Origin of the sequence: Streptomyces sp. NPDC005262 (genome assembly GCF_042872425.1) — a bacterium.
Classification (GTDB): domain Bacteria; phylum Actinomycetota; class Actinomycetes; order Streptomycetales; family Streptomycetaceae; genus Streptomyces.
Genome location: NZ_JBIAKK010000011.1, coordinates 38,827 through 60,443, shown reverse-complemented (window position 1 = coordinate 60,443; position 21,617 = coordinate 38,827). Strand labels below are relative to the sequence as shown.

Genomic DNA, 21,617 nt, shown 5'->3' with positions numbered 1-21,617 from the left:
CGCGTGTCCGGTGACCGTGCCCAAGGGGATGGGTGCTCGAATCCCGGACCCGTAAGGAGAGTTCTCTTGTCCAGGGATGCCCGGTGGAACGCGCTGCTGGAGCTGGTCGGGAAGCACGGCAGGGTGGAGGTCGAGGAGGCCGCGACGACGCTGGATGTCTCGGCCGCGACCATCCGGCGTGACCTGGACCAGCTTGCCGAGCAGCAGCTGCTCACCCGTACCCGCGGTGGCGCCGTCGCACACGGGGTCTCGTACGAGCTGGCGCTGCGCTACAAGACGGGACGCCACGCCCCGGAGAAGCAGGCCATCGGCCGCGCCGTGTCCGAACTCGTCGCAGTCGGCGAAGTTGTGGGACTGACCGGCGGCACCACGATCACCGAGGTCGCCCGTTCGCTGGCCGTGCGCTCCGACCTCGTCGGTGACACCGGCCCCGGGATCAGCGGTCAGCCGACGCTGACGGTGGTGACCAACGCCCTCAACATCGCCAATGAGCTGGTGATCCGGCCGCAGATAAAGATCGTGGTGACCGGAGGAGTGGCCCGCCCCCAGTCGTACGAGCTCACCGGCCCGCTGGCCAGTGGCGTGCTGGGCGAAATCACCCTGGACGTCGCCGTACTGGGCGTCAACGCCATCGACACCGAGCGCGGGGCGTACGTCCATCACGAAGGCGAGGCCAGCATCAACAGGCTGCTCGCCGAGCAGGCGCAGCGCGTGGTCGTGGCCGCCGACTCCTCGAAGATCGGCAAGCGGGCCTTCGCCCGGGTCTGCGATCTCAGCCAGGTCGATTTCCTGGTCACCGACAGCGGAATCACCGACGAGGCGAAAGCCCGCTTCACCGAGGCGGGTGTCACCGTCATCGCTGTGTGACAGCTGTCCTCGGCTGGACGCCGTTGCCTTTCCCTCTCCTCGTGAGTGTCTGCAAATGTTTGTTGTGCCGGAGAAATGAACAACTCTTGCCACCGATGCGCACCGTCTGAACGATAGGACTGTCGCTGCGACAGAACGGCGGTCACTCCGCCGAGGTGCGGTGTGCGCCTAGTGCGAGGCCTCGATCGACGGTGAGCGGTCTCCGCCCGCACCACCGGCACAGACAGAAGGGACCTCCGTGTCAGACCTGCGACTCGGCGTCATCGGGCTCGGCCTCCGCCGTTCCATCGCGACCTCCGCCCACCACCCAGGTAAGGGTTCGGCGATCACCGCCGTCTGCGACCTCGACCCCGAGGTGCGGCAGCGCGAAGCCGAGCGTTTCGGCACCGATGTCGCGGTCGAGGACTACAAGCTGCTCCTCGACCGGGACGATCTCGACGCGGTCGTCATCGCCACCCCCGACGACACCCACGAGGTCATCGCCATCGATGCCCTGCGGGCCGGCAAGGCGGTCTTCGTCGAGAAGCCGCTCGGGATCACCGTCGAGAGCTGTGACAACGTCCTGCGCGCCGCGTACGAGACGGGGACCCGGCTGTACGTCGGCCACAACATGCGCCACATGGGCGTCGTGCGGCTGATGCGCGACATCATCGCCCGTGGTGACATCGGCGAGCCGAAGGCCGTCTGGGTGCGGCACTTCGTCGGTTACGGCGGTGACTACTACTTCAAGGACTGGCACGCCGACCGGACGCGCACCACCGGACTGCTGCTCCAGAAGGCCGCGCACGACATCGACGTCCTGCACTGGCTGGCCGGTGGCTACACCCGTCGGGTCAACGCTCTCGGCGACCTCCTCCTCTACGGCGACCTGCCGCGCCGCGAGGCGGACACCCCACGACCGGACAACTGGCTGCGGGAGTTCGACTGGCCGCCGACGGCCCGCAAGGACCTGCATCACATCGTGGACGTCGAGGACGTCTCGGTGATGAACATGCAGCTCGACAACGGCGTTGTGGCCGCGTACCAGCAATGTCACTTCACCCCGGACTACTGGCGCAACTACACCGTCATCGGTACCGAGGGGCGGCTGGAGAACTTCGGCGACAGCCCGGGTGACGAGGTCAAGGTCTGGAACACCGGCCCCAGCGGATACCGCGCCGAGGCCGACATCACCTACCGGGTGCCGGAGGCCAACGGCTGGCACGGCGGCGGGGACAGCCGGATCATCGAGGAGTTCTGCCGGTTCGTCCGCGACGGCGGCGTCACCGATACCTCTCCGGTCGCCGCCCGGATGAGCGTCGCCGCCGGTGTGCTCGCGACCCGCTCGCTCCGTGAGGGCGGTGCACCGTACGAGGTGCCGGCTCTCGACCCCGAGTTGATCGCGTACTTCGAACGCGGTCAGGTTCGCTAGGAATCTTCTGGCCGGATTCTGACCGGGAAGTGTCGGACAAGGCTTCGGCCCTGTCCGACGGATCTCACTCGCACATCGTGCACCTGGAACGACCCCCGCGCCACCTGCTACGACCAGCCGTTCAGTGACGCCCGCTTCGGGCTGCCCAAGGGCAACGGCGGTACGGTCACCGCCGCGGTCTCCTCCACCTCGAACAGCGGGAACGCCTGCGCGTCGATGACCGGACCGACACGGTCAGCGGCGGCACGGTGCAGAACCTCGCCGTCGGCAACTCGGTGCGCGGACCGGTGACGGGTCTGGCCGGAAAGTGCGTGGACGCGTCGGGTGGCGTCTCGGACGGGACGGTGGCCGATCTCTACGGGTGCTCGGGCAACGACAACGAGGCATGGGTGAAGGCGGCCGACAGCACCCTGCGGCTGCCCTCCGACTCCTGCCTGACCGCTGCCGGCACGGGTAACGGAGCGGCCGTCCTGGTCCGCGACTGCGCCGGTACGGGCGCCGGGGGCGCCGTCACGGACACGGCCAAACAGTGGACGTACAGCACCTCCACACACGCGCTCGTCAACAAGGCCTCCGGCCGCTGTCTGGACGTCCCGGGCAGTGACAGCACCAGTGGGACCGCACTCGATCTCTGGGACTGCCACGGCGGCGCCAACCAGCAGTGGGCGGTGCCCGCCACGTACCAGCCGCACCTGGCCACGATGTCGGGAGGACCTCCGGGGCAGCGCCGTCGGGCGCCGTCACCGGAGGTTTCTCCGCATCTGTTTTCAGCCATGCTCGGTGGGTAATCGGCGTATTCCGGTGCGGCGACCGCCCGCTCGGCGGTCGCCGCGATGCGGGGCGCTGTCGGGTGAATTGAAGGGGATCGTCCGGAAGATGTCGTACGGAGGAGGCGGTGGCCGGTCTCGTACCGTCACCACCGGACCGTTATAGCCGAGCAGGACCGTCGATTTTGCGCCAACCAGGGCGCGCGTCGGCCAGGCTCGAACGCGTGGCCGGATCGGGGTCGGCATAATCGCGTCCATGTCGATCACGGGTGGAGACTTCGTCGAGCTGGGGCGGGACCTGTACGCGTGGCTCCCGCCGGAACGCGGCTGGGGTCTCGCCAACTGCGGCCTGCTCACCTCGCGGCGTGGCGCGATCTGGATCGACACCCCGTACGACCCCGTACTCGCCGGCCAGTTCCTGGCCGAGTCCACGAAGCGGCTGCCCGACGGTGCCTCCATCGACCGGGTGATCGTCACCCACGCCAACGGGGATCACTTCTGGGGCGCGGGCGTGCTCCCGGACGCCGAGGTCATCGCGACCCGCGAGGCCCGGGAACACATCCACTACGAACCCACCCCGAAGCAGCAGCACGCGCTGGTCCAGGGCGGCGATCCGGCCACCGCGCTCGGTGAATACCTCAAGCGCCACTTCGGCACCTTCGACTGGTCGCAGACCGAACCGGTGCAGCCGACCACGTACTTCACCGGGGAGCTCGAACTGACTCTGGGGGAGTACCCGGTCCAGGTGTCGGCCCTGCCCCCCGCCCACACCACGGGCGACCTGATCGTGCACCTGCCGGCGCAGCGCACCGTGTTCAGCGGCGACGTCATCTTCGCCTCCACACCGCAGCAGCCGGGCGACCACCCGGTGCACTGGGCGGGCCCCCTCTCCCATGTGATCGCGGCCTGCGAACAGGTGCTGGCCACCGGTGCCCAGACCATCGTCCCCGGCCACGGTCCGGTCCTCGACCCGGCCGGGGTGCGCGCACACATCGGCTACCTCGAGTACGTACGGGATCGCGCCCATGCCCTCCATGCGGCCGGGGTGCCTGCGCTGGAAGCGGCCCGCCGGGTGATCGGCGAGCGGCGCCACCCCGAACTCGGTCTGGCCGAACGGCTCGTGGTGACGATCGGCAGCGAGTACCGGCAGCTGGACGGGTCCGAACTGCCCGGTGTGCTGCAGGTGATGACCGATGTCGCCGTCGTCGCTCAAGAAGTCGCCGCGCAAGAACTCTCCGCGCAAGAAGAGGAGTAGTCCCGTGCGGCGGCAGGCCGCGCGGGGTGACAACCGGATCTCCCGCCGCCCGGGCAGGGAGACGGACCCGACAACAGAAATGCGGTGACGGCATGGCATGGATCGTGGCGCTGATCGCCGTCGTCGCTGCCGTGACGGCCGTGGTCCGCTCCCAGAACGCGGCTCGTGACGCCAATGTGGCCTGGGCCCGCGTCGAGCTGGCCGAACGCCAGGCGAAGGCGGCCGATGCCCGTACCACCGCCCTCACCGACGAGATCAGGCAACTGGCCGAGAAACGAATACCCGCCGCCGCGCTCGCCCTCTCCCACCCCAGCGCGCCGGTGCCCGGCCTGCGCGAGGCGGCCGAGGTCGACGGCGGCTCCGCGCGGCTGCTGACCGAGGCGGTCCAGGCAGCCCGAGCCGCGGTCATCGAGGAGCGGCAGCGCGTCGACGCGGCGGCCCGCGCGGCGATGCGCGGCACCTCCGCCAAGATCCAGTCCCTGCTCAACCAGTCCCAGCAACTGCTGCACGAACTCCAGCACGAGTACGACGACCCGCGGATCCTGCAGCTGGACTTCCGTAATGAACTGGCGCTGCGCCGCACCCAGGCCACCGCGGTGCTCTGCGACGCGTGGCCGGGCCTGGCCCGGCAGAGCTCGCCGCTCGTCGAGATCGTGCTCGGCGCCCAGTCCCGCGTCGCCGGTTACGAACGCATCAAGGTGGCCAACCATCTGCGCGACGAGTGGCTCGCCGTCGTCGCCCGCGCCGCGGAACCCCTCGCGATCGCGCTCGCCGAACTGCTGGCCAACGCCACCGCCTACTCGCACCCCGACACCGACGTACAGGTGACGGTCCAGCAGAGCGGCGGTCGCGGCGCCTTCCTGGTGGTCGACGACGCGGGCATCGGTATGGACGACGACGCGCTCGAACGGGCCCGCGCCCTGCTGGCGGGCCCCTCCGAAGTACTCCTGACCGAGCTGGGCGATCCACCGCAGACCGGCTTCGCCGTCGTCGGCCGGCTGGTCGTCCAGTACGGCCTCAGCTGCCATATCGAGCCCTCACCTTTCGGCGGGATGCGTACGATTCTGCGTGTCCCCGCCCACCTCCTGACGGTGCTGGAGGACGACCGCAGCCTCTCCGCCCTCGCCCCGAAGCCCATGCACGCGCACACCGCCACCACCGCTGCTGCCGAGCCGGTTCCCACGGCCGGGCCGGAGCCCACCGCAGAGCCGGAACCCGCCGCCGAGGAGCGCAACGGACTGCCCAGCCGGCGCCGCCGCGCACCCCGTCCTGCAGCCGTACGGTCCGCGCCGGCCGCCGCCGTGACCCCGGCCGCCCCACCGCCGCCCCGTACTCCCGAACAGGCAGAGGCGTCGTGGGCGGCTCTCCAGCAGGGCACCCTCAGTGGCCGCAGCGTCCCCGCCGCCCCACCGGAAGCGGAAGACCATGACACCAGAGACGGCCAGGACGACCGGAACTGCCGGGACGACCGGAACGACCAAGGAGACGACGAGACGTGAGCACCCCTACCCCCACCACCGGTGACCTCGCATGGGTGCTGACCCCGCTGCTGGAACTGCCCGGAGTGCAGCACGCCGTGGTCGCCACCGGCGACGGCCTCGTCGAAGGGGCCTCCCCCGGTCTGGACCGCGCCTCCGCCGAGCGGGTCGCCGCCATGACCGCCACCCTGCACGCCGCGGCCCGGGCCTTCACCACCGCGTTCACCGACGTCGAGGCGCCGCAGCTGGCCCAGACGGTCGTCGAGTCCGACCAGGGCTTCGCCATCGTCGTCCCCGCCGGGAAGAACACGACGCTCGCGCTGTTCGCGGAACCCGGGGCCAAGCTCGGCGACATCGCGTACCAGATGCAGGTGCAGGTCACCGCGCTGACCCGGGCGATGAACGCACCCGCCCGCCGACCGGACACCACCGCCCGGCCATGACCCCGGGTCCAGGACGCCGTCTGATCCCCGCCTACCTGGTCACCGGTGGCCGGACCCGGCCCACCGGCCCCGCACTCGACCGGCTCGCCGTGCTCGTACGCACCGACTCGGCCCTGCCCGACGACACGGGCTCGGAGCAGCGCAGGCTGTGCGAGTTGCTCGAACCGGGCGCCCTCAGCGTCGTCGAATGCGCGGCCCACCTGGACCTTCCGGTCAGCGCCACCGTCTTCCTGGCCACGGACCTCGCGGCCGCCGGACATCTGCACACCCGACCGCCGATCCCCAGCGCCGGGGAGACCGACCGGTCGCTCGTCGAGAGGCTGCTCGTTGGACTCCGCTCCCTCCACTGACCGGACCGGCATCGGCTATCTGCCGCATGCCGACCAGACCCTGATGAAGCTCGTCGTCACGGGTCCCTTCGGCGTGGGCAAGACGACCCTGATCCGTACGCTGTCGGAGATACCCACGCTCCACACCGAAGAGGCGATGACCCAGTCCAGCACCCGTCTCGACGACACCGCTGGACTGCCGGACAAGACCACCACCACGGTCGCCGTCGACTTCGGCCGACTCACCGTCCTCGACGACCTGGTGCTCTACATGTTCGGCACCCCCGGCCAGGAACGGTTCTTCCCGCTCTGGGAGGACATCGCGCGCGGCGCCCTCGGCGCCCTCGTGCTGGTCGACACCCGCAGGCTCGGTGACTCCTTCGCGGTCATGGACATGGTCGAGGAGCAGGGACTGCCGTACGCCGTCGCCGTGAACCGCTTTCCGGACGCCCCTGCCCACCCCGACGAGGTGCTGCGCAAACACCTCGATCTCCACCCCGACACCCCCCTGCTGCAGTGCGACGCCCGCGATCGCCGCGGCAGCATCGACGCCCTGATCGCCCTCGCCGAGCACGTGCTGACCCGCCTGCCCCAGCCTCAGGACCCGTCATGACACCTCCTGTCGCCTCCGCGCGCTCCGTACAGCCGCCGCAGCCACTCGCGCTGTACGGCCCGGACTTCGCCGCCGATCCGCACGGCCACTACCGGCGGCTTCGGGCCCACGGCCCGCTCGCGCCGGTCCGGATCGCCGCCGGTATCGACGCCCTCCTGGTCACCGACTACCAGGCGGCCGTCGATCTGCTGCGCGACACCCACACCTTCACCAAGGACCCCCGCGCCTGGCAGGCCACCGTTCCCGCCGACTCACCGGTCCTGCCGATGCTCGGCTACCGGCCGACCGCGCTCTTCAGCGACGGCGACGTGCACGCCCGCTACCGCGACGCCATCAACGACGGCCTCGCCATGATCGAACCGCACGTCCTGCGGGCCGAGGTGGCCCGCGTCGCCCGCCGGCTCATCCGGGAGTTCGCCGCCTCCGGCAGCGGCGACCTCGTCGCCCAGTACGCGCGACGACTCCCGCTGCACGTCTTCACCACGTGGTTCGGCGTACCGCCCGAGGACCGCGAACGGATCGTCGAGGGCATCGGCGGCATGTTCAACTCGGCCGATGACGCCGCTGCCGCGTACGCCGATCTCGTCACCGTCGTCACCCGCCTCGTCGCCGACCGGCGCGCCCGGCCCCGCCGAGATCTCACCTCGTACTTCCTCGGCCACCCGGCCGGTCTCGACAACGACGAGACTGTGCGTCAGATCACGCTGGTGATGAGCGCGGGTCACGACCCGACGACCAATCTGATCGGCAACGCGCTGCTCCACATGCTCACCGACGCGCGCTACGCCGGCTCGCTGCAACGCGGCGCGATGACCGCCCACGAAGCCATCAACGAGGTCCTCTGGCAGGACCCGCCGCTGGCCAATCTGGCCGCCCACTACCCGCGCCAGGACACCGAGTTCCACGGCGTCCGGCTGCGTGCAGGACAGCTGCTGCTGGTCTCCTACGCGGCCGCCAACACCCAGTCCGAGCCCGCCACTTCGGACCCCGGTGTGCGCTCCGGCGGCAGCGCGCATCTGGCCTGGTCGGCGGGGCCGCACCGGTGTCCGGCGAAGCAGCCGGCGCTGCTGATCGCGATGACCGCGATCGAGCAGCTGACCAGCCAGCTGTGCGATGCGGAATTGGCCGTCCCGGCGAGCGAACTGATGTGGCGGCCCGGTCCGTTCCACCGCGCGCTGGTGCATCTGCCGGTCCGTTTCACCCCGCTCGAGGTGAGCCCGGACGCGGAGCCCGGGGGTCCGTCGGAGGTGTCGATCAGCCACTGACCCGTGTCGCTGGTACGCCGAACGGGTGAGGGGCGAGAGAATTGCCCGATGAACAGCGAGCGCAGCCGGCGCAACGCCGACCGATGCACAGACGGGGTGGTCCGGTGAGCAGATACGACAGGTACGACGTCACGGACGAGCAATGGGAGGGGCTGGCCCAGGTCGTACCGCTGCGCAGCCGCAACGAGTGGCCGTCCCGGGTCGACCACCGCACGGTCGCCGACGACCACGAGACCGCCGAACAGCGTCGCATGGTCGTGCTGCGGGTGCAGGTCTTCGCGGACGCGCGGGAGGTGGCCGAGTACCTGGTCGCACAGATCCCCGTGCTGCTCGATCTGACCGGCGCCGAGACCGATGTGGCCAAGCGGATCCTGGACTTCGCCAGCGGAGTGGTCTTCGGGCTGGGCAGCGGGATGCACCGGGTCGACCGGAACGTCTTTCTGCTGTCGCCGGTCGGCATGGAGGTGGAGGGGGTTGCGACGGCGGGCGTACCCCGATCGTAGGAAGGTCCGTCCGACGGAACGGTTCGCCGACCGACGGCGTGAGTACGGTCCGCTCATGACTGCACTCTGCCCGGGGGCCACCCCGCTGCCGCCCGCTTCCCCTGATGTCCGTTCCGGATCAGGGTCCGCCGCCCGGTCTGCCCGTTCCGCCGGCCCCGTCGTGACCGAACTGCGGCTCTCCGCCTTCGCCTCGCACCGCGGCACCGTCCTCCCGATCGGGCCGCTCACGCTCTTCGCCGGGGCCGCGGGCAGCGGCAAGTCCAGCGCGCTGCGGGCGTACGAGGCACTGGCCAGGCTGGGGTCCGGCGACCCGCTCACCGAGGTGTTCCCGGACCCGGAGGCGTACGTACCCGAACGGGCCGCCGCCGACGCGCAGGGCCGCCGCGGCTTCCGGATCGGCTGCACGACGGACGGCCCGGCCGGTCAGGTCCGGCTCGATCTCGCCGTCCAGGCCGAACCCACTCTCCGGATCGTCGGCGAACGGCTGACCGGCGGCGGCGAGACCCTCCTCACCACCGCCCTGCGAGATCCCGGGCGTTCGACGGTCCAGGCGGCCTGGCACACGGCAGGCGCGGTCCCGGTGACCCGCGCCCCACTGCCGGACGACGTGCTCGGCACGGCCCTGCTGCCGCTGCGGGTCGCGGGAACGACCGAGGGGCAGGTACGGGTCCTGGCCGCCGCAGAACAGATGGTGGTGGCCCTGCGGTCGGTCTTCGCCTGCGAACCGCAGCCGCAGCGGATGCGGGCGCCGGTGCCGAGCGGCGAGGACCGGCTGCGTCGCGGCTGCGACAATCTGGCGGCGGTGCTGGAACGGACGCACACCCAGTGCGGTCAGCGGCATGCCCGCCTCGTCGCGGCGGCCGGTGCCGGATGCGCGGGGACCGTGAAAGGACTGGGTGTCGAGCGGCTCGCGGACGGAAAGGTGCGCGCCCTGGTCGAGCGCGACGGTGGTCATCGCACCCCCGTCGGGCGGCTCGGCGACGGCGAGTTGAGATATCTGGCGCTGGCCCTGGTGCTGCTCACCGGCCCCGGGGTGCTGGCCATGGAGGGGGCGGGGGAGGTGCCGTCGGCCATGCAGACCCTCACCGTGCTGGCCGACGGCCTCGACCGGGACCTGGACGGACGCCAGCTGCGCCGGCTGCTGGCCCTGGCGGCGTCGATCGGCGCGGCCGGGCATCTCCGGCTGGTGGGCACGGTCGCGGAGGCGGCCGCCTCCGAGGCCCGCGGGACGGCCGGTGTGACAGTGGTAGACCTGGAACCGTGACAGAACTTGATGTGCAGGCGTTGCAGCGACGGCTCGCCGCGTTCGCGGCCGAACGGGACTGGGAGCAGTACCACACCCCGAAGAACCTGGCGGTGGCACTGAGCGTCGAGGCGTCCGAACTGGTCGAGATCTTCCAGTGGTTGACGCCCGAGCAGTCGGCACGGGTGATGGAGAAGCCCGAGACGGCGCATCGGGTGGCGGACGAAGTCGCGGACGTGCTCGCGTATCTGCTGCAGTTCTGCGAGGTGCTGGGCATCGATGCGCTGGCGGCGCTGGCGGAGAAAATTGGTCGGAACGAGGCGCGCTTTCCGGTTCCGGAGCGACCGGACCTCCAAGATCGTCACTCTTCGGAGTAATCGACTTATCCACAATCGACTTCCTGTCCACAGATTTCCGAAATCCCCTGGCCTTTCGGTGCCACTCCCCTCACTGTGGGTAATGGATGAGGTGAGCGGTTTTCGTACGGACGGGGGCAACGCATGGAGGCGGAGCGGCTCATAGGGGTAAGTCGGCGAGCTCTGGCGCAGAGCCGGGGCACGCCGTCCATCATGGCGGAGGCCTGGCAGGCACAGGCGCTGGCCCAGGCGATCGGTGACCGGCTGGCGGCGAGCGGGCCGAAGGAGTTGCGCGGTGAGGCGCGAGGGCTCAGTGAGATCGGAGGGAGGGGGAGCGGGGCGCCGGACCATCCGGTGGTGCGGACCGGTGTGGCACGGGCTGCCCAGCTCTCCGAGGTCGCTGATCCGCGTGCGACTCTGACCGGTCTCGGCGCGCTGCTCGGGGAAGTGGGGATGGCTCTCGTCGCGGTGGCCTGCGACACCGACGAGGAGAGTCTCTACTGGCAGTGCATAGAGGCGATCGACGCCGCGGACGAGTCGCTGGACCGGGTGCACGGGATGCTCCGGCGCCTTGCGGAGCAGGACCGGGAGCGGCAGCACGATCTGGAGCGGGGGAGAGGGCGGGAGGGCCCGCGCGGTGCGGTCCGCGGACCGGCGGGCTCGGCGGCGGGCCAGCCGTGACCGCGCCCGCCGGCACACCTGGCCGCGGCCGACCGGCTGCGATCGGGTCCGCCACCGGGCCGCACACGCAGTGGGAGTAGGGACGACCGGCGTTCGGAGGTGCAGGATGGATCCATGGATCTTCGAATCTTCACGGAGCCCCAGCAAGGGGCGAGCTACGACACTCTGCTCACTGTCGCCAAGGCCGCCGAGGACCTCGGCTTCAATGCCTTCTACCGTTCCGACCATTACCTCCACATGGGTGCGGGCAACGGGCTGCCCGGCCCGACCGACGCCTGGATCACCCTGGCCGGGCTGGCGCGCGAGACCAAGCGGATCCGGCTCGGCACGCTGATGACCGCGGGGACCTTCCGGCTCCCCGGTGTCCTCGCGATCCAGGTCGCCCAGGTCGACCAGATGTCCGGTGGCCGGGTCGAACTCGGCCTGGGCGCGGGCTGGTTCGAGGAGGAGCACAAGGCGTACGGCATCCCGTTCCCCAAGGAGAAGTTCGGCCGGCTGGAGGAGCAGCTGGCGATCGTCACCGGCCTCTGGGCGACCGGGGTCGGCGAGAAGTTCCACTACGACGGCACCTACTACCAGCTCACCGACTCGCCCGCGCTGCCCAAGCCGGCCCAGGCCAAGGTGCCGATTCTGATCGGCGGTCACGGTGCGACGCGTACACCGCGGCTCGCCGCGCTGTACGCGGACGAGTTCAACATCCCGTTCGCCTCGCTGCAGGACAGTGAGAAGCAGTTCGGGCGGGTCAGGGAAGCTGCGACAGCGGCCGGGCGCGGTGCGGACGACCTGGTGTACTCCAACGCCCTGGTGGTCTGTGTCGGCAAGGACGACGCCGAGGTGGCCCGCCGTGCGTCGGTCATCGGCCGAGACGTGGAGGAGCTGAAGGCGAACGGACTTGCGGGCTCGCCCGCCGAAGTGGTCGACAAGATCGGCCAGTACGGCGAGATCGGGTCGTCGCGGATCTACCTCCAGGTCCTCGACCTGGACGATCTGGAGCACCTGGAGCTGATCTCCTCGCAGGTCCAGCCGCAGCTGAACTGAGCCGGTCCCGAGTGAAGGGGACACCGGACCGAGGTGGACACAGGACCGGTGAACAGGAGCAGGTGAACACGAGTCGCTGAGAGGAGCACCTGTGCAACCCGACCGTCCGCTGGCCGCCGCGCTCGCCGAGTCCACGGTCCTGCTCGACGGAGGCCTCTCCAACCAGTTGGAGGCGCAGGGCTGCGATCTGTCCGACGAGCTGTGGTCGGCCCGGCTGCTGCTCGACGAGGACAGGCAGATCGAGGCTGCGCACCTGGCCTATGTGCGGGCGGGTGCGCAGGTGCTCATCACCTCGGGCTATCAGGCGACGTTCGAGGGGTTCGCGCGACGGGGGATCGGCCGGGGCCGGGCGGCGGAGCTCTTCGTCCGCAGCGTGGAACTGGCCCGGCGGGCCGGCGGTGCGACGGACCGGGAGATCTGGGTCGCCGCCTCGGTCGGTCCGTACGGGGCGATGCTCGCGGACGGCAGCGAGTACCGCGGCCGGTACGGCCTGTCGGTCCGGGAGCTGGAGCGCTTCCACCGGCCCCGGATCGAGGCGCTGGCTGCCGCCGGACCCGATCTGCTGGCACTGGAGACGGTGCCGGACGTGGACGAGGCGGAGGCACTGCTGCGGGCGGTCGAGGGGTGCGGGCTGCCCGTCTGGCTCTCCTACAGCGTGGCCGGGGACCGGACCCGGGCCGGGCAGCCGCTGGAGACGGCGTTCGCGCTCGCCGCCGGGCACGAGCGCGTGGTGGCTGTGGGAGTGAACTGCTGCGATCCGGCCGACGCCGACCGTGCGGTGGAGGCGGCGGCGGAGGTGACAGGGAAGCCGGTCGTCGTGTACCCGAACAGCGGTGAGCGGTGGGACGCCGAGGGCCGGGTGTGGACCGGGGGTGCCACCTTCGACCCGGGCCGGGTGCGCGCCTGGCAGGCGGCCGGCGCCCGGCTGGTCGGCGGTTGCTGCCGGGTCGGCCCCGGTGCGATCGCGAGACTGGCCGGGCTGTTGGAGGCGGGACGGACAGGACAGTCTGGAGGGACAGCAGGGGCAGGAGGGAAGCCGGAACCGTAGGCATCAACAAAATGCCTGGTGGGGGGCGAGTGACCGGACCATACTCGGACGTGTGTTCCTGACAATCAGTACGACCGGTACGCCGGAGCGACCCGCCACCGACCTCGGCTTTCTGCTGCACAAGCATCCCGAGAAGGCGCAGCAGTTCTCCACGTCCCACGGCACCGCGCACGTCTTCTACCCCGAGGCATCGGCCGAGCGCTGCACGGCCGCGCTGTTGCTGGAGGTGGATCCGGTGGCGCTGGTGCGGCGCGGCAAGGGAAAGGGCCGGGGCGGCGCCCCCGACGCGGCGCTCGCGCAATACGTGAACGACCGCCCGTACGCGGCGTCATCTCTGCTCTCCGTCGCGATGAGCGCTGTCTTCAAGTCCGCTCTGAACGGTGTGTGCCGGGCCCGGCCGGAGCGCGCGGCGGACCCCATGCCGCTCAGGATCGAGGTGCCCGCGCTCCCGGCGCGCGGCGGCCCCGAGCTCGTCTCGAAGCTCTTCGGTCCGCTCGGCTGGGCGAGCGTGGACGCCGTGGCCGTACCGCTGGACGAGCAGTTCCCGGAGTGGGGCGACTCGCGGTACGTACGGCTCGTGCTGGAGGGCGAGTTGCGGCTCGCCGACGCGCTGCGGCAGCTGTACGTCCTGCTGCCGGTGCTCGACGACGCCAAGCACTACTGGGTCGCGCCCGACGAGGTGGACAAGCTGCTGCGGGCCGGTGACGGCTGGCTGGCCGACCACCCCGAGCAGAAGCTGATCACCAGCCGCTACCTGTCCCGGCGCTGGGGGCTGACCCGGCAGGCGATGGAACGACTGGAGCTGGTGCGGCTCGCCGAGCTGGACGACCTCGCGGTGGAGAGCGTCGACAACGCCGTGGACGAGACGACGGACACCGAGGAGAAGCCGGTACCGCTCGCCGAGCAGCGGCGCACGGCGATCCTGGAGGCGCTCCGTGCCGCCGGGGCGAGCCGGGTGCTCGACCTGGGCTGCGGACAGGGTCAGTTGGTCCAGGCGCTGCTGAGGGACGTGCGCTTCACGGAGATCGTCGGCGTCGATGTCTCGATGCGCGCTCTCACCATCGCCTCGCGCCGCCTCAAGCTCGACCGGATGGGGGAGCGGCAGGCCGGTCGCGTCACGCTGCGGCACGGCTCGCTCACGTACACCGACAAGCGGCTGGCCGGCTATGACGCGGCGGTCCTCAGCGAGGTCATAGAGCACCTCGACCTGCCGAGGCTGCCGGCGCTGGAGTACGCGGTGTTCGGTTCGGCCCGGCCGCAGACGGTGCTCGTGACGACACCGAACGTCGAGTACAACGTCCGCTGGGAGAGTCTCCCGGCCGGGCATGTGCGCCACGGCGACCACCGCTTCGAGTGGACCAGGGCGGAGTTCCGGGCCTGGGCGCAGGAGGTGGCGCAGCGGCACGGATACGGAGTCGACCACGTGCCGGTGGGGCCCGACGACCCCGAGGTGGGGCCGCCCACGCAGCTGGCGGTCTTCACGAAGACCGCCGAGGACGAGACCGAGAAGAAGGAGGCGAAGGCAGCATGACCGACAACGACACCGGCAACGACACGGGGAAGAGCACCGGAGCGCACCGCACGCTGCCGGTGACCGACCTCTCCCTCGTCGTTCTCGTCGGGGCCAGTGGCTCCGGCAAGTCCACCTTCGCTCGCAGGCACTTCAAGCCCACCGAGATCATCTCCTCGGACTTCTGCCGCGGGCTCGTCGCCGACGACGAGAACGACCAGAGCGCCAGCGGCGACGCCTTCGACGTGCTGCATTACATCGCGGGCAAGCGGCTCGCCGCCGGGCGGCTGACCGTCGTCGACGCCACCAACGTCCAGGCCGAGAGCCGCAAGCAGCTGGTGCAGCTGGCCCGCAGCCACGACGTGCTGCCGATCGCGATCGTGCTCGACCTGCCCGAAGAGGTCTGCCAGGCGCGCAACGCAGCCCGCCCCGACCGGGCCGGCATGCCCCGCCATGTCGTCCAGCGTCACCGTCGCGAGCTGCGGCGTTCGCTGCGCGGCCTGGAGCGCGAGGGCTTCCGCAAGGTGCACATCCTGCGCACCGAGGAGGAGGCCGAGCAGGCCGAAGTGGTGCTCGAGCGCCGCTACAACGACCTCCGTCATCTCAGCGGTCCGTTCGACATCATCGGTGACATCCACGGCTGCAGTTCCGAGCTGGAGTCCCTGCTCGGCAAGCTCGGTTACGTCGACGGCGCGCATCCCGAAGGCCGTACGGCGGTCTTCGTCGGCGACCTCGTCGACCGTGGCCCCGACAGCCCCGGTGTGCTGCGCCGCGTCATGTCCATGGTGTCCGCGGGCAACGCGCTGTGCGTGCCGGGGAACCACGAGAACAAGCTCGGGCGCTACCTCAAGGGCCGCAAGGTCCAGCACACCCACGGACTCGCCGAGACCATCGAGCAGTTGGACCGGGAGGACGCGAAGGACCCGGCCTTCCGGGAGCAGGTGCGGGAGTTCATCGACGGGCTCGTCAGCCACTACGTGCTGGACGGCGGCAAGCTGGTCGTCTGCCACGCCGGGCTGCCCGAGAAGTACCACGGGCGCACCTCCGGGCGGGTCCGCTCGCACGCGCTGTACGGGGACACCACCGGCGAGACCGACGAGTTCGGCCTGCCCGTGCGCTACCCGTGGGCGGAGGAGTACCGTGGCCGCGCAACCGTGGTCTACGGCCACACCCCCGTGCCCAGCACCTCCTGGGTCAACAACACCCTCTGCCTGGACACCGGTGCGGTCTTCGGCGGGAAGATGACCGCCCTGCGCTGGCCCGAGCGCGAACTCGTCGACGTACCGGCCGAGAGGGTCTGGTACGAGCCCGCCAAGCCGCTGACCACCGAGGCACCCGGAGGCCGGGAGGGCCGCCCGCTGGACCTCGCCGATGTGCAGGGCCGCCGGATCGTGGAGACCCGGTACCTGGGCCGGATCTCGGTGCGCGAGGAGAACGCCGCGGCGGCGCTCGAAGTCATGAGCCGGTTCGCCGTCGACCCGCGGCTGCTCGGTTACCTGCCGCCGACCATGGCGCCTACCGCCACCTCCCACGAGGAAGGCTTCCTGGAGCACCCGGCCGAGGCGTTCGCCCAGTACCGTGCGGACGGTGTCGCCAGGGTCGTGTGCGAGGAGAAGCACATGGGCTCGCGCGCGGTGGCCCTGGTCTGCCGTGACGCGGAAGCGGCCCGGGAGCGGTTCGGGGTCGAGGGCCCGACCGGGGCGCTGCACACCCGTACCGGACGGCCGTTCCTGGACGACGCCGCACTGTCCGAGGTGATCCTCGGCAGGCTGCGCACGGCCGTCACCGCCGCCGGACTCTGGGACGAGTGGGACACCGACTGGGTGCTGCTCGACGCCGAGCTGATGCCTTGGTCCCTCAAGGCCGGAGGCCTGCTCCGCTCGCAGTACGCGGCGGTCGGCGCCGCGTCAGGTGCCGTCCTCCCCGGGGCCAACGCGGCGCTGGCGGCGGCAGCAGCCCGCGGCGTCGACGTCGCCGGCCTGGCCGCGCGTCAGCAGGACCGGACGGCCGACGCGGCGGCGTTCACAGACGCCTACCGTCGCTACTGCTGGTCCACCGAGGGCCTCGACGGGGTGCGGATCGCCCCGTTCCAGATCCTCGCCGTGCGGGGCCGCTCGCTGGCATCCGTACCGCATGACGAGCAGCTTGCCCGGCTCGACCGGCTGGTGGAGCACGACCCCACCGGCCTGCTCCAGGTGACCCGGCGGCTCGTCGTCGACACCGGCGACGAGGCATCGGTCCGCGCCGGTATCGACTGGTGGCTGGAGATGACCGGCAGCGGCGGCGAAGGCATGGTCGTGAAACCGCTCGGGGCGCTCGTCCGGGACGAAAAGGGCAGGCTGGTCCAGCCGGGCATCAAGGTGCGCGGCCGGGAGTACCTGCGGATCATCTACGGCCCCGAGTACACGCGTCCGGAGAATCTGGAGCGGCTGCGCTCCCGATTCCTCGGCCACAAGCGGTCGTTGGCGCTCCGTGAGTACGCCCTGGGACTGGAGGCGCTGGACCGGCTCGCCGACGGGGAGCCGCTGTGGCGGGTCCACGAGGCGGTGTTCGCGGTGCTCGCCCTGGAGTCGGAGCCCGTCGACCCGCGGCTCTGATCCCGAAGTCGCAGAGGCAGGTGGCGATTCGCCGGGTGAACGGCGCTCCGCGCGGTGAGGATGGAGACATGGGATTCCATGTCGACTCCGAGGCCGGGCGGCTGCGCCGCGTCATACTGCACCGCCCCGATCTCGAACTGAAGCGGCTCACCCCCAGCAACAAGGACGCTCTCCTCTTCGACGACGTGCTGTGGGTGCGCCGCGCCCGGCAGGAGCACGACGGCTTCGCGGACGTCCTGCGCGACCGCGGAGTGGAGGTGCATCTCTTCGGCGATCTGCTCCGTGAGGCCCTGGACATTCCGGTGGCCAAGCGGCTGGTGCTGGACCGGGTCTTCGAGGAGAAGGAGTACGGTCCGCTCGCCACCGAACATCTGCGGGCCGCCTTCGAGGAGCTGTCCACCGACGAGCTGGCGGAGGCGCTGGTCGGCGGGATGACGAAGCGGGAGTTCCTGGAGCGGCACAGCGAGCCGACCTCCGTCCGCTTCCATGTCATGGAACTGGACGACTTCCTGCTCGGTCCGCTGCCCAACCACCTCTTCACCCGGGACACCTCGGCCTGGATCTACGACGGGGTGTCCATCAACGCGATGCGCTGGCCGGCCCGGCAGCGCGAGACGGTCCACTTCGAGGCGATCTACCGCCACCACCCCCTCTTCACCGGCGCCGAGGCCGGGGCCTTCCACCACTGGTCGGAAGGTCAGGACGACTATCCGTCCACCATCGAGGGCGGCGACGTCCTGGTCATCGGTCAGGGCGCCGTCCTCATCGGGATGAGCGAGCGCACCACCCCGCAGGCGGTCGAGATGCTGGCGCGTGGACTGTTCGACGCCGGTTCCGCCCGGACGATCGTGGCGCTCGACATGCCCAAACGCCGTGCGTTCATGCACCTCGACACGGTGATGACGATGATCGACGGCGATACGTTCACCCAGTACGCGGGGCTCGGCATGCTCCGCTCGTACACCATCGAGCCCGGCGGCGGACCACGGGATCTGAAGGTCACCGACCATCCCCCGGAGCACATGCACCGGGCCATCGCGGCGGCGCTCGGCCTGGACTCGATCCGGGTGCTCACGGCCACCCAGGACGTGCACGCGGCGGAGCGCGAGCAGTGGGACGACGGCTGCAATGTGCTGGCCGTCGAGCCGGGTGTCGTCATCGCCTACGAGCGGAACGCCACCACCAACACGTATCTGCGCAAGGAAGGCATCGAGGTCATAGAGATCCGCGGCAGCGAGCTGGGCCGGGGCCGGGGAGGCCCTCGCTGCATGAGCTGCCCGGTGGTGCGTGACCCGGTGTAGCCGGGGCGCGGCCGCGCGAAAGACGCAGCGGCCGTGCAGATGCACCCCGGACGGTGCGGACACGCAGCACAGAGGCTGTATAGCGATGCGCTGTCTCGTATAGACTTCCAGGAAATGTACGCGCGACCCTCGCCCGACCCAGGAGCAGCCACCATGGCGATAGACCTCGCAGGCCGCCACTTCCTCAAGGAGCTGGACTTCACGGCCGAGGAGTTCCGCGGCCTGATCGACCTGGCCGCCGAGCTCAAGGCGGCCAAGAAGTCGGGCGCCGAGGTGCAGCGGCTGCGCGGTCGGAACATCGCGCTGATCTTCGAGAAGACCTCGACCCGCACCCGCTGCGCCTTCGAGGTCGCCGCAGCCGACCAGGGCGCCTCCACGACGTATCTCGACCCCTCGGGCTCCCAGATGGGCCACAAGGAGTCGGCGAAGGACACCGCCCGCGTTCTCGGCCGGATGTTCGACGGCATCGAGTACCGCGGTGACAGCCAGTCGGTCGTCGAGGAGCTGGCGGCGTACGGCGGGGTGCCCGTCTTCAACGGGCTCACCGACGACTGGCACCCGACCCAGATGCTCGCCGACGTCCTCACGATGACGGAGCACAGCGACAAGCCGCTGGAGCGGATCGCCTTCGCCTACCTCGGCGACGCCCGTTTCAACATGGGCAACTCGTACCTGGTCACGGGCGCGCTGCTGGGCATGGACGTCCGGATCGTCGCCCCGAAGACCTACTGGCCGGCCGAGGAGATCGTGGCGCAGGCCCGCCGGCTCGCCGAGTCCAGCGGTGCGACCGTCACTCTCACCGAGGACATCGCCGAGGGCGTCCGGGGCGCCGATTTCGTGGCCACCGACGTCTGGGTCTCCATGGGTGAGCCCAAGGAGGTCTGGGACGAGCGCATCGCGGCCCTCGCGCCGTACGCCGTCACCATGGACGTCCTGAAGGCCACGGGCAACGCCGACGTGAAGTTCCTGCACTGCCTCCCCGCTTTCCACGACCTCGGGACCAAGGTCGGCCGTGAGATCCACGACAGCCACGGTCTGACCGAGCTGGAAGTCACCGACGAGGTGTTCGAGTCCGCGCACTCGGTCGTCTTCGACGAGGCCGAGAACCGGATGCACACGATCAAGGCCGTCCTGGTGGCGACCCTGGCAGGTGCGTGACCGGCACGGCCAGGGGTGCCGATTAACGCATGATCATGCGCCCGATTGGGTGAACATGCGAAGAAGTGGCTACCATGGTTCCACTTGGTGGGGTTCGAGCTCGCACGCTCGAGCCCCATTTTCGTGCCGTCCCCCCCCCGCAAGGCCGGAGGACCGGAGCCCCCCACCCGCTCCATCCGCACGAGCCCCCCCCACATGCTCCACCAGAGAAGAGATCGCCCCGTGAGTCCGCTCCGCCCGCCGAGCCTGTCGCCCCGGCCTGGCCCGCGCATCAAGAGCCCCGACCAGCTGGTCGCCGAATCCGGCGCCGACCTGGAGGGGCACGGCCTCAAGCGCACCATGGGACTGTTCCAGCTCGTGTGCTTCGGCGTAGGGGCCATCGTCGGCACCGGCATCTTCGTCGGCCTGTCCGACACCGTCGCCGAGGCCGGCCCGGCGGTCGTCCTCTCCTTCGTCCTTGCCGCGATCACCTGCATCTTCACCGCGTTCTCCTTCGCCGAGCTGGGTGGCGCGATCCCGGTCTCCGGCAGCTCGTACTCCTTCGCCTACGCCACCCTCGGCGAGCGCATCGCGTTCCTCGTCGGCTGGTGTCTGCTGCTGGAGTACGGCGTCTCGGTCTCCGCGGTCGCGGTCGGCTGGAGCCAGTACGTCAACGAACTGCTGAACAGCCTCGTGGGCTGGCACCTGCCCGCCGCCCTGTCCGCCGGGCCCGGCGACGGCGGCGTGATCAATCTCCCCGCCATCGTGGTGATCATGATGGCCGCCACCCTGCTGGTGCGTGGCATCCGGGAGAGTGCGGGCGCCACTGCCGCGATGGCGGTCCTGAAGATAGGCATTCTGATCGCCTTCTGCGCCATCGCGTTCACCGCGTTCGAGGCCGGTAATCTCACGCCGTTCGCCACCCATGGCCCGGCCGGGGTCACCGCCGGTGCCTCGCTGGCGTTCTTCTCGTACATCGGCTTCGACGCGATCACCACCGCGGGCGAAGAGGTCAAGAACCCCCGCCGGAACATCCCGATCGCGATCCTGATCTGCATCGGGGTCGCCACCCTGCTCTACTGCGCGGTCGCCCTCACGGCCATCGGCGCACTCGGCGCGGACGCCGTCTCCGACAAGCCGGCCGCGCTCTCGCTGATCGTCGACCAGGTCACCGGTTCTACCGTCGGTGGCGGCATCATCGCGTTCGGCGCGGTCGTCGCCATCGCGTCGGTCGTGCTCGCGGTGATGTACGGGCAGACCCGCATCCTGATGTCGATGTCCCGTGACGGCCTGGTCCCGCGGGTCTTCGAACGTGTCTCGCCGCGGACGGCGACGCCGGTCGCCAACACCTGGATCGTGGCCCTCGTCTTCGCCGTGCCGGCGGCCTTCGCGTCCCTTGACGTGGTGGTGAACCTGACGACCATCGGCACGCTCGGCGTCATGGTGGCGGTCAATGTCGCGGTGATCGCGCTGCGACGCGGCAACCCGGGGCTGAAGCGCTCCTTCCGGGTGCCGCTCTACCCGCTCAGCCCGATCCTGGGTGTCCTCTTCTGCCTGTACCTGATGTACGGGACGGGCTGGGCGACCTGGGTGCAGTTCGCGGTGTTCCTGGCGGCCGGCGCGGCGGTGTACGCCGGCTACAGCCGGAGCCGTTCGCGGCTGGCCGGCGCGGACCAGGACTGAGAGGCGCCGAGGGAGCGCCAGGCGGCACCCGGGGCAGTTCCGGGAGGCGCCAAGAGGCGCCGGGGTGCCAAGAGGCACCGGGGGTGGCGCCG

The 21,617-nt window shown here is 70.5% G+C and carries 20 protein-coding genes; all 20 read left to right on the top strand.

The features are described from left to right. Positions 1-66 precede the first annotated feature (66 nt). Positions 67-867, top strand: coding sequence for a DeoR/GlpR family DNA-binding transcription regulator (locus ACFYP5_RS25150; protein WP_389040023.1), 801 nt, complete (start codon positions 67-69; stop codon positions 865-867). 238 nt (positions 868-1,105) lie between these two features. Next, a complete protein-coding gene (locus ACFYP5_RS25145; RefSeq protein WP_389040021.1) occupies positions 1,106-2,278 on the top strand; it encodes a Gfo/Idh/MocA family protein in 1,173 nt (390 codons plus the stop codon). Positions 2,279-2,526: 248 nt separating this feature from the next. Beyond that, positions 2,527-3,066, top strand: a complete 540-nt coding sequence (locus ACFYP5_RS25140; RefSeq protein ID WP_389040018.1) for a ricin-type beta-trefoil lectin domain protein — start codon at positions 2,527-2,529, stop codon at positions 3,064-3,066. A gap of 235 nt (positions 3,067-3,301) precedes the next feature. After that, entirely contained in the window at positions 3,302-4,300 is a 999-nt protein-coding gene (locus tag ACFYP5_RS25135; protein WP_389040015.1) for an MBL fold metallo-hydrolase, read from the top strand. 92 nt (positions 4,301-4,392) lie between these two features. Then, the gene (locus ACFYP5_RS25130; protein ID WP_389040013.1) at positions 4,393-5,799 is read left to right on the top strand and encodes an ATP-binding protein; all 1,407 of its coding nucleotides are present in this window, start codon (positions 4,393-4,395) and stop codon (positions 5,797-5,799) included. Then, on the top strand, positions 5,796-6,221 hold the full coding sequence (locus ACFYP5_RS25125) for a roadblock/LC7 domain-containing protein (RefSeq protein WP_389040010.1): 426 nt from the start codon (positions 5,796-5,798) through the stop codon (positions 6,219-6,221). Before ACFYP5_RS25130 ends, ACFYP5_RS25125 begins: the two co-directional genes overlap by 4 nt. Continuing rightward, on the top strand, positions 6,218-6,571 hold the full coding sequence (locus ACFYP5_RS25120) for a DUF742 domain-containing protein (RefSeq protein ID WP_030979254.1): 354 nt from the start codon (positions 6,218-6,220) through the stop codon (positions 6,569-6,571). Before ACFYP5_RS25125 ends, ACFYP5_RS25120 begins: the two co-directional genes overlap by 4 nt. Next, entirely contained in the window at positions 6,549-7,163 is a 615-nt protein-coding gene (locus ACFYP5_RS25115) for an ATP/GTP-binding protein (protein ID WP_389040007.1), read from the top strand. Before ACFYP5_RS25120 ends, ACFYP5_RS25115 begins: the two co-directional genes overlap by 23 nt. Next, complete coding sequence (locus ACFYP5_RS25110) at positions 7,160-8,428, top strand: cytochrome P450 (protein ID WP_389040004.1); 1,269 nt, start codon at positions 7,160-7,162, stop codon at positions 8,426-8,428. Before ACFYP5_RS25115 ends, ACFYP5_RS25110 begins: the two co-directional genes overlap by 4 nt. A gap of 104 nt (positions 8,429-8,532) precedes the next feature. Next, entirely contained in the window at positions 8,533-8,931 is a 399-nt protein-coding gene (locus ACFYP5_RS25105; protein WP_389040002.1) for a cell division protein SepF, read from the top strand. Positions 8,932-8,986: 55 nt separating this feature from the next. After that, entirely contained in the window at positions 8,987-10,195 is a 1,209-nt protein-coding gene (locus ACFYP5_RS25100; RefSeq protein ID WP_389039999.1) for an ATP-binding protein, read from the top strand. Beyond that, entirely contained in the window at positions 10,192-10,551 is a 360-nt protein-coding gene (locus ACFYP5_RS25095; RefSeq protein WP_389039997.1) for a nucleotide pyrophosphohydrolase, read from the top strand. Before ACFYP5_RS25100 ends, ACFYP5_RS25095 begins: the two co-directional genes overlap by 4 nt. A 123-nt stretch (positions 10,552-10,674) precedes the next feature. Then, positions 10,675-11,211: a DUF6099 family protein gene (locus tag ACFYP5_RS25090; RefSeq protein WP_389039995.1), complete on the top strand. Its 537-nt coding sequence runs from the start codon at positions 10,675-10,677 to the stop codon at positions 11,209-11,211. A gap of 114 nt (positions 11,212-11,325) precedes the next feature. Next, a complete protein-coding gene (locus ACFYP5_RS25085; protein WP_389039993.1) occupies positions 11,326-12,249 on the top strand; it encodes an LLM class F420-dependent oxidoreductase in 924 nt (307 codons plus the stop codon). 91 nt (positions 12,250-12,340) lie between these two features. Next, entirely contained in the window at positions 12,341-13,297 is a 957-nt protein-coding gene (mmuM, locus tag ACFYP5_RS25080) for a homocysteine S-methyltransferase (RefSeq protein ID WP_389039990.1), read from the top strand. A 52-nt stretch (positions 13,298-13,349) separates the two neighbouring features. Next, positions 13,350-14,828, top strand: a complete 1,479-nt coding sequence (locus tag ACFYP5_RS25075) for a 3' terminal RNA ribose 2'-O-methyltransferase Hen1 (RefSeq protein ID WP_389039987.1) — start codon at positions 13,350-13,352, stop codon at positions 14,826-14,828. Beyond that, positions 14,825-17,404, top strand: coding sequence for a polynucleotide kinase-phosphatase (locus ACFYP5_RS25070; RefSeq protein ID WP_389039985.1), 2,580 nt, complete (start codon positions 14,825-14,827; stop codon positions 17,402-17,404). Before ACFYP5_RS25075 ends, ACFYP5_RS25070 begins: the two co-directional genes overlap by 4 nt. 68 nt (positions 17,405-17,472) lie before the next feature. Next, the gene (locus tag ACFYP5_RS25065) at positions 17,473-18,705 is read left to right on the top strand and encodes an arginine deiminase (RefSeq protein WP_030980192.1); all 1,233 of its coding nucleotides are present in this window, start codon (positions 17,473-17,475) and stop codon (positions 18,703-18,705) included. 153 nt (positions 18,706-18,858) lie between these two features. After that, the gene (gene argF / locus ACFYP5_RS25060; RefSeq protein WP_389039982.1) at positions 18,859-19,863 is read left to right on the top strand and encodes an ornithine carbamoyltransferase; all 1,005 of its coding nucleotides are present in this window, start codon (positions 18,859-18,861) and stop codon (positions 19,861-19,863) included. Positions 19,864-20,058: 195 nt separating this feature from the next. After that, entirely contained in the window at positions 20,059-21,525 is a 1,467-nt protein-coding gene (locus ACFYP5_RS25055) for an amino acid permease (protein WP_389039980.1), read from the top strand. Positions 21,526-21,617: the final 92 nt, after the last annotated feature.

Coding starts and splice junctions, on each gene's coding strand:
- ACFYP5_RS25135 (WP_389040015.1), top strand. CDS start 3,302: ATGTCGATCACGGGTGGAGACTTCGTCGAGCTGGGGCGGGACCTGTAC.
- ACFYP5_RS25130 (WP_389040013.1), top strand. CDS start 4,393: ATGGCATGGATCGTGGCGCTGATCGCCGTCGTCGCTGCCGTGACGGCC.
- ACFYP5_RS25120 (WP_030979254.1), top strand. CDS start 6,218: ATGACCCCGGGTCCAGGACGCCGTCTGATCCCCGCCTACCTGGTCACC.
- ACFYP5_RS25110 (WP_389040004.1), top strand. CDS start 7,160: ATGACACCTCCTGTCGCCTCCGCGCGCTCCGTACAGCCGCCGCAGCCA.
- ACFYP5_RS25100 (WP_389039999.1), top strand. CDS start 8,987: ATGACTGCACTCTGCCCGGGGGCCACCCCGCTGCCGCCCGCTTCCCCT.
- ACFYP5_RS25090 (WP_389039995.1), top strand. CDS start 10,675: ATGGAGGCGGAGCGGCTCATAGGGGTAAGTCGGCGAGCTCTGGCGCAG.
- ACFYP5_RS25085 (WP_389039993.1), top strand. CDS start 11,326: ATGGATCTTCGAATCTTCACGGAGCCCCAGCAAGGGGCGAGCTACGAC.
- ACFYP5_RS25070 (WP_389039985.1), top strand. CDS start 14,825: ATGACCGACAACGACACCGGCAACGACACGGGGAAGAGCACCGGAGCG.
- ACFYP5_RS25065 (WP_030980192.1), top strand. CDS start 17,473: ATGGGATTCCATGTCGACTCCGAGGCCGGGCGGCTGCGCCGCGTCATA.
- argF (WP_389039982.1), top strand. CDS start 18,859: ATGGCGATAGACCTCGCAGGCCGCCACTTCCTCAAGGAGCTGGACTTC.
- ACFYP5_RS25055 (WP_389039980.1), top strand. CDS start 20,059: ATGCTCCACCAGAGAAGAGATCGCCCCGTGAGTCCGCTCCGCCCGCCG.